7 protein-coding genes are annotated in these 6,487 nt (G+C 65.9%); 6 read left to right on the top strand and 1 reads right to left on the bottom strand.

Annotated features, from left to right (window positions below):
* The 3 genes from ACCD07_RS32005 to ACCD07_RS31995 all read left to right on the top strand — a co-directional run.
* A partial coding sequence (locus ACCD07_RS32005) for a flagellar hook-length control protein FliK (protein WP_413449662.1) occupies nucleotides 1-1,280 on the top strand: 1,280 nt, incomplete at its 5' end.
* Nucleotides 1,270-1,602, top strand: coding sequence for an EscU/YscU/HrcU family type III secretion system export apparatus switch protein (locus ACCD07_RS32000; RefSeq protein ID WP_176654202.1), 333 nt, complete (start codon nucleotides 1,270-1,272; stop codon nucleotides 1,600-1,602). The genes ACCD07_RS32005 and ACCD07_RS32000, both read left to right, overlap by 11 nt.
* Nucleotides 1,603-1,616: 14 nt before the next feature.
* Nucleotides 1,617-2,375: a flagellar brake protein gene (locus tag ACCD07_RS31995; protein ID WP_413449661.1), complete on the top strand. Its 759-nt coding sequence runs from the start codon at nucleotides 1,617-1,619 to the stop codon at nucleotides 2,373-2,375.
* Here the strand turns inward: ACCD07_RS31995 and fliE are convergent.
* The gene (gene fliE / locus ACCD07_RS31990) at nucleotides 2,372-2,716 is read right to left on the bottom strand and encodes a flagellar hook-basal body complex protein FliE (protein ID WP_176654200.1); all 345 of its coding nucleotides are present in this window, start codon (nucleotides 2,714-2,716) and stop codon (nucleotides 2,372-2,374) included. The two genes, ACCD07_RS31995 and fliE, sit on opposite strands and share 4 nt — an antisense overlap.
* Nucleotides 2,717-2,944: 228 nt before the next feature.
* Here fliE and fliF point away from each other — a divergent pair, with 228 nt between their 5' ends.
* The 3 genes from fliF to ACCD07_RS31975 are packed head-to-tail and all read left to right on the top strand — an operon-like array spanning nucleotide 2,945 to nucleotide 6,445.
* Nucleotides 2,945-4,699 carry a flagellar basal-body MS-ring/collar protein FliF gene (fliF, locus tag ACCD07_RS31985; protein WP_176654199.1) on the top strand — a complete coding sequence of 585 codons (1,755 nt, stop codon included), beginning with the start codon at nucleotides 2,945-2,947 and terminating at the stop codon, nucleotides 4,697-4,699.
* Nucleotides 4,692-5,690, top strand: a complete 999-nt coding sequence (gene fliG / locus ACCD07_RS31980; protein WP_008451337.1) for a flagellar motor switch protein FliG — start codon at nucleotides 4,692-4,694, stop codon at nucleotides 5,688-5,690. The genes fliF and fliG overlap by 8 nt, the downstream gene beginning before the upstream one ends.
* A complete protein-coding gene (locus ACCD07_RS31975) occupies nucleotides 5,690-6,445 on the top strand; it encodes a flagellar assembly protein FliH (RefSeq protein ID WP_176654198.1) in 756 nt (251 codons plus the stop codon). Before fliG ends, ACCD07_RS31975 begins: the two co-directional genes overlap by 1 nt.
* Nucleotides 6,446-6,487: the final 42 nt, after the last annotated feature.

The following is a 6,487-nucleotide window of genomic DNA, read 5'->3' as shown; positions in this document are numbered from 1 at the left end:
CCCTCCCATCCCAGGATGCGCCGCCGGCGCTGCCGAACGGCGGCCGTCCGTCCGGCGCCACGCCAGGCCAGCCAGGTGCCGCCGGCGCCAGCGGCGCTCCAGCAGAGGGCACGGCGGCTGACGCCGAAGCCTTGCCGGGCCAGCCCAAGCCCGGCACGACGCCGGCCGCTACCGGCGGCACCGCAGCGGCACCGCAAGCGCCTGCCGGTGGCACGGCTGCGGCTGCCGCAGGCCAGCCGGTCGCAACTGGCAAGGCCGGCGACGCGGCTGGGACTGCCGGCCCTGCCGCTGTCGCCGCCGAAGCAGATTCCGCTGATGGCGCCGTGACGGGAGCAGCCGGCCGGCCGGCTGCTCCCGCAGGTGCCGCAGCCGCTGCGGCCAGCCCGGCGGCAGGCACGGCCGCCGGCGCAGCGAACGCAGCCGGCCCGGCGGGCGCCGCCGCTGCCGCACCAGCCGCAGGCGCCGCCGGCTCCGCCATTCCGGCCGACGCCGTCAAGCCGCAAAGCCTGGCTGCGACGCTGCTCGGCAAGGCCCCGTTGACGCCGGCCAACGAACTGCCCGACCTCGACCCCAATACGCCGCAAGCGACGCTGAGCAACACCGCCCGGGTGCTGACCAGCGTGCTGAGCACCGCCCAAAACAGCCTCGCCGCGCCGCTGGCCCTGATCGGCAAGACCGCGCTGTTCGGCAACGCCGCGCCGTCGACCGAGCAGCTGGCGCAAAAGCTGCACGACACCATATCCCAAAGCGGCCTGTTCTACGAGTCCCATGTCACCGAATGGGTCAAGGGCGAGCGCACGCTGCCGGACCTGATGCGCGAGCCGCAAATGCAGCGCATGCTGCAAAGCGGCGAAAGCGCCGCCCGCGCCGCCGCCAGCGGTCCGGACCTGACGTCCGCCCAGTTGATCAACCAGCAGCTGCACACCCAGGAACAAGGCCGCGTGCAATGGAACGGCCAGGCCTGGCCGGGCCAGCCGATGCAGTGGGAAATCCGCCGCGAGCAGCGCGACGGCCGCAAGGACGACGGCAAGGGTGGCGCCGACGGCGAGCCCGAGCAGATCTGGCGCAGCGGCGTGAAGTTCCGCTTCCCGATGCTGGGCTCGGTGTCGGCGGCGGTCACGCTGGTCGGCGGCCAGGTGCATATCCAGGTGCAGGCCGACAGCGGCGACACCGCCGACACGCTGCGCGCCTACGCCAGCCGGCTGGAGCAGGCGATGGAGGCGGCCGGCGCGCCGCTGTCCTCGCTGACCATCGCCCAGGGAGAGCGCGATGACGGATGACACGCCGCGCCGGCCGCTGCAGCAGGCGGTGGCCCTGGCCTACCAGAGCGGCGAGCCGGCGCCCAAGGTCGTGGCCAAGGGCCGCGGCCTGGTGGCCGAGCAGATCATCAGCGTCGCGCTGGAGGCCGGCGTGTTCATCCACGAGTCCAAGGAACTTGTATCTCTGCTCATGGATGTAGATTTAGATCAACAAATTCCGCCTACGCTCTATAGGACGATTGCGGAACTATTGGCCTGGCTATATCATATTGAATCAGCGCAAAAGTCCGGCCTGCCGCTTCCCGCGCCACCGGACACCGGCATCCCTCTTATCGAAATTTGACTCGACAGGCTTAGATGTACCCACACTTTCAGGATGCGGAATTGGAAAACTGGCACGATTTCGAAGTCGAATCACGGAAGGAGATCCTCTCCTTGCTGCGGGGTATCGGCGAAAAAAACCAGTTGATCCGCATGCTGATCAAGGGCGAGTCGGACGTCTGCGTCACCTCCATCCTCGACGTCGACGAAGCGCACAACACGGTCTACCTGGATTGCTCGATCGACACCGAACAGAACAAGCGCATCCTGGCGTCGCGCCGCCTGTCGTTCGAGACCACGCTGGACAAGGTGCGCATCCTGTTCGCCACCGAGCATATCGAGTCGACCACCTATGAAGGCAATCCGGCGTTCAAGATCGCCGTGCCGGCCACGCTGATCCGGCTGCAGCGGCGCGAGTACTACCGCATCGCCACGCCGGTGACCAATCCGGTGCGGGTGGTGATCCCGCTGCCGGAGGACCTGGGCGGCCCCACCACCTTCCCGCTGGCCGACATCAGCTGCGGCGGCATCGCCATCCTCGACAACAAGCTGATCCTGGGTGACGCGATCGGCAAGAATTACCTGGACTGCCGCATCGACCTGCCGGAAATCGGCCAAGTGGCGACCGCGCTGCAGATCCGCAACTCGCTGGACCTGACGCTGCTGAACAACAAGAGCAACCGCCGCCTGGGTTGCGAGTTCGTCAACATCTCGCGCGGCAACCTGGCCAGCGTGCAGCGCTACATCACCAAGCTCGAACGCGAACGCAACGCCCGCATCGCCGGCCTCAGCTAAACCTGCATGTTCATGATGTCGTGGTAGGCCGACACCAGCTTGTTGCGCACCTGGATCGTGGCCTGGAAGTTGATGCTGGCCTTCTGCATCGCGATCATCGTGTCCGACAGGCTGACGCTGTCGTCCCCCATCGCGAACTTCTTGCCCATGTCGTCGGCCTGCACCTGGCTGGCGTTGACGCCGTCCAGCGCATTCTTCAACGCATCGGAAAACTCGACCTTGGCGGCCGGCGCCGGTTCGGTCTTGATCACCGGCGGCGTCAGTCCCGGACGCGTGGCGTGCGCCTTCAGCTGGGCGATCATGGCCTGGATCTGGCTGCCGTCTATACCACCTGTCTTCATCGCTTACTCCCGTCTTGTTGCTGTCATGGAACAAATTCCACGACATGGCTGAGCACGGCGTTACAATACGGCACGGCTCTATCAGTGCTGCCAGAATACCAAGCGGAAAGCAAGGCCACATGACCGAGCAGGACGGTAAACGGCGCTCTGTTCCGCGCATTGAATCGCCCCGCAACAGGCAATAATGGCTCATTCTCCAGCTAACCTCGTACCCGGAAACCAACCATCATGGCCGTAGCCGAACAAATCGACAACGACACAGCAGCCGACGCCGCCGAAGATGACGGTGCGGAAAAGCTGCCCTTTATCCAGACGCCGATGGGCCGCAACTTCCTGCGCGCGGCCGGCGCGGCGGCCGTGGTCGCCATCCTGCTGGGATTGTGGCTGTGGAACAAGCCGCCCGAGTACGGCGTGCTGTTCTCCAATTTCACCGACCGCGACGGCGGCGCCATCACGGCCGAGCTGGACAAGCTCAACGTCAAGCACAAGTTCTCCGACAACGGCACGGCCATCCTGGTGCCGACCGACCAGGTCCATGACATCCGCCTGAAACTGGCCGCGCAAGGCTTGCCGAAGGGCGGCAACGTCGGCTTCGAGCTGATGGAAAACCAGAAGCTGGGCGTGTCCCAGTTCCTCGAACAGGTCAACTATCAGCGCGCGCTGGAAGGCGAACTGGCGCGCTCGATCCAGTCGCTCGCCGCCGTCGAGAACGCCCGCGTCCACCTGGCGCTGCCCAAGCCGTCCGTGTTCGTGCGCGACCAGCAGAAGCCGACCGCCTCCGTGCTGCTGACCTTGCACCCCAACCGCATGCTCGACCCGGCCCAGACCGCCGCCATCGTGCACCTGGTCGCCTCCAGCGTGCCGGAACTGCTGCCGGCCAACGTCACCGTGGTCGACCAGGCCGGCAACCTGATCTCCGACCAGAACAAGAACGGCAACGCCGGCCTGAACGCCAAGAACATGGACGAGACCCAGCTCAAGTATGTCAAGGACATGCAGCTGCAGGTCATCAAGCAGGTCGAATCGATCATCATCCCCATCGTCGGCGAAGGCAATGTGCGCGCCGAGGCCACCGCCGACGTCGATTTCGCCCAGATCGAGCAGGCCGCCGAAACCTACAAGCCGAACTCGCCGCCGGCCGCGTCGGCCATCCGCAGCCAGCAGAGCAGCGAAACCAACGGCAACAACGGCAGCAACAATCCGGGCGGCATCCCCGGCGCGCTGTCGAACCAGCCGCCCGGCACCGCCACCGCGCCGCTGACCCAGACCGCCGGCTCCCCGACCGGCACCGCGCCCGCCCCCGGCACGCCGCCGGGCGCCGCCGGCAACACCACCGCCGCCGGTCCGACGCACAAGGAATCGACCACCAATTACGAAGTCGACAAGACCGTGCGCTACGAGCAGCGCGGCATGGGCGGCCTGCGCCGCCTGACCGTGGCCGTGGTGGTCAACTACAAGCGCATCGTCGGCAAGGATGGCAAGGTCACCATTAAGGCCTATACTCCTGAAGAGATGGTCAAGATCAACGACCTGGTCAAGCAGGCCATGGGCTACAACCAGGACCGCGGCGACGCCGTCAGCGTGGCCAACTCGCCGTTCGACGGCGTCGACAAGCCCTACGAGGCGCCGCTGGACTGGTGGCGCGATCCGGCCAACCTGCCGATGGCCAAGGACCTGGCGAAGTTCCTGATCACCGCGCTGATCCTGCTGTACATCGTGCTGCGCATCGTGCGTCCGATGATGCGTCCGGTGTTCAAGAAGATCGACGAGATCAACGCGCCGGAGCCGGAACCGGAAGAGCCGGAGGAAGTCGTCGAGGAAGGTCCGGACGAGGCCCTCATCGCCGAGGAAGAGCTGCGCAAGATGGAAGAAAACACCGCGCGCGGCTACCGCGAAAACCTGGCCATGGCCAAGAAACTGGCAACCGAGGATCCACGCATCGTTGCCAACGTCATTAAAGAATGGATAGGCGCAAATGACTGAGAATACCGGACTGCAAAAAGCCGCGATCCTGATGCTGGCCATGGGCGAGAGCGAGGCCGCCGAGGTGATGAAATTCCTCGGCCCGCGCGAGGTGCTCAAGCTGGGCGCGGCGATGGCGACCATGAAGAACGTGCCCCACGAGGAAGTGGTCGGCACCCTGGACAACTTCCGCGACATGGTGGCGGCCGCCTCCACAGTCGGCCTCGATTCGGACGAGTACATCCGCCAGGTGCTGACCAAGGCGCTGGGCGACGACAAGGCCTCGGTGCTGCTGTCGCGCATCCTGGGCGGCAAGGACGCCTCCGGCATCGAATCGCTGAAGTGGATGGATTCGCAATCCGTGGCCGAGCTGATCCGCAACGAACACCCGCAGATCATCGCCACCATCCTGGTCCACCTGGAGCGCGACCAGGCCTGCGAAATCCTCGGCCACTTCACCGACCGCCTGCGCAACGACGTGGTGCTGCGCATCGCCACCCTGGACGGCGTGCAGCCGGCCGCGCTGCGCGAACTGAACGACGTGCTGACCAAGCTGCTGTCGGGTAATGAAAACATCAAGAAATCGTCGCTGGGCGGCGTCCGCGCGGCCGCCGAGATCCTCAACTTCATGAGCGGCGAGCAAGAAGGTTCGGTGATGGACAACATCAAGAACTACGACAACGACATGGCGCAGAAGATCATGGACGAGATGTTCGTGTTCGACAACCTGATCGACATCGACGACCGCGGCATCCAGCTGCTGCTGCGCGAAGTGCAGTCGGAAATGCTGATCATCGCCCTGAAGGGCGCGTCGCAGGAATTGCGCGACAAGATCTTCAAGAACATGTCGGCCCGTGCATCGGAAATGATGCGCGAAGACCTGGAATCGAAAGGACCGGTGCGCCTGTCCGAAGTGGAAACCCAGCAGAAGCAGATTCTGCAGATCGTGCGCCGCCTGGCCGACGAAGGTCAGATCGTGCTTGGCGGCAAAGGTGAGGATTCGTTCGTCTAATGTCCATGCTACCGAAAGAACAGCAGTCCGCGTTCCAGCGCTGGGAGATGACGTCGTTTGGCGACGAGCGTCCCAGCGTGCTCGCCCTGCGCGAAGCCGAGCAGCGCGAGATCGACGCGGAAAACGCGCGCCTCGCCGCCGAGCAGCGCGTGCTGGAAGTGATACAGGAGCAGCAGGAACTGGTCGAGATGGGCCCGCCGCTGCCGCCGCCGCTGGACTACCCCACCGTCGAGGAACTGGAAGCGATCCGCGAGGAGGCGCGCAAGGACGGCTACGACGAGGGCCATGCGGCCGGCCACGCCGACGCCATGGCGGCCGGCAAGATCGCCTCGGCCGAGGAGCTCGAGCACGTGCGCGCCATCGCCGCCAACTTCAACAACGCGCTGCACGACGCCGACCAGCTGATCGCCAACGACGTGCTGGAACTGGCGCTGCAGCTGGCCAAGGGCATGCTGAAGAACGCGCTGCAGGTCAAGCCCGAGCTGATCCTGCCCATCGTGCGCGACGCCATCGAATACCTGCCGGTGCTGCAGCAGCCGGCGCTGCTGGTGCTGCACCCGGACGACGCCGCCGTGGTGCGCGCCGGCATCGGCGAGGAGCTGGACAAGGGCGGCTGGCGCGTGGTCGAGGATCCGCACGTGGGCCGCGGCGGCTGCAAGGTCGATACCGCCAGCAACCAGATCGACGCCACCGCCGCCGGCCGCTGGCAGCGCCTGAGCCACGCGCTGGGCAAAGAAGTGGACTGGCTGGCCTGACATGGACGCCGCCGCCCCTACCGTCCCTGCCGCCCCCACCAC

Source organism: Duganella sp. Dugasp56, assembly GCF_047304105.1.
Taxonomy (GTDB): domain Bacteria; phylum Pseudomonadota; class Gammaproteobacteria; order Burkholderiales; family Burkholderiaceae_D; genus Rugamonas; species Rugamonas hordei.
Note: the sequence above shows the minus strand (reverse complement) of the source record. Positions and strands in the feature narration are given on the sequence as shown.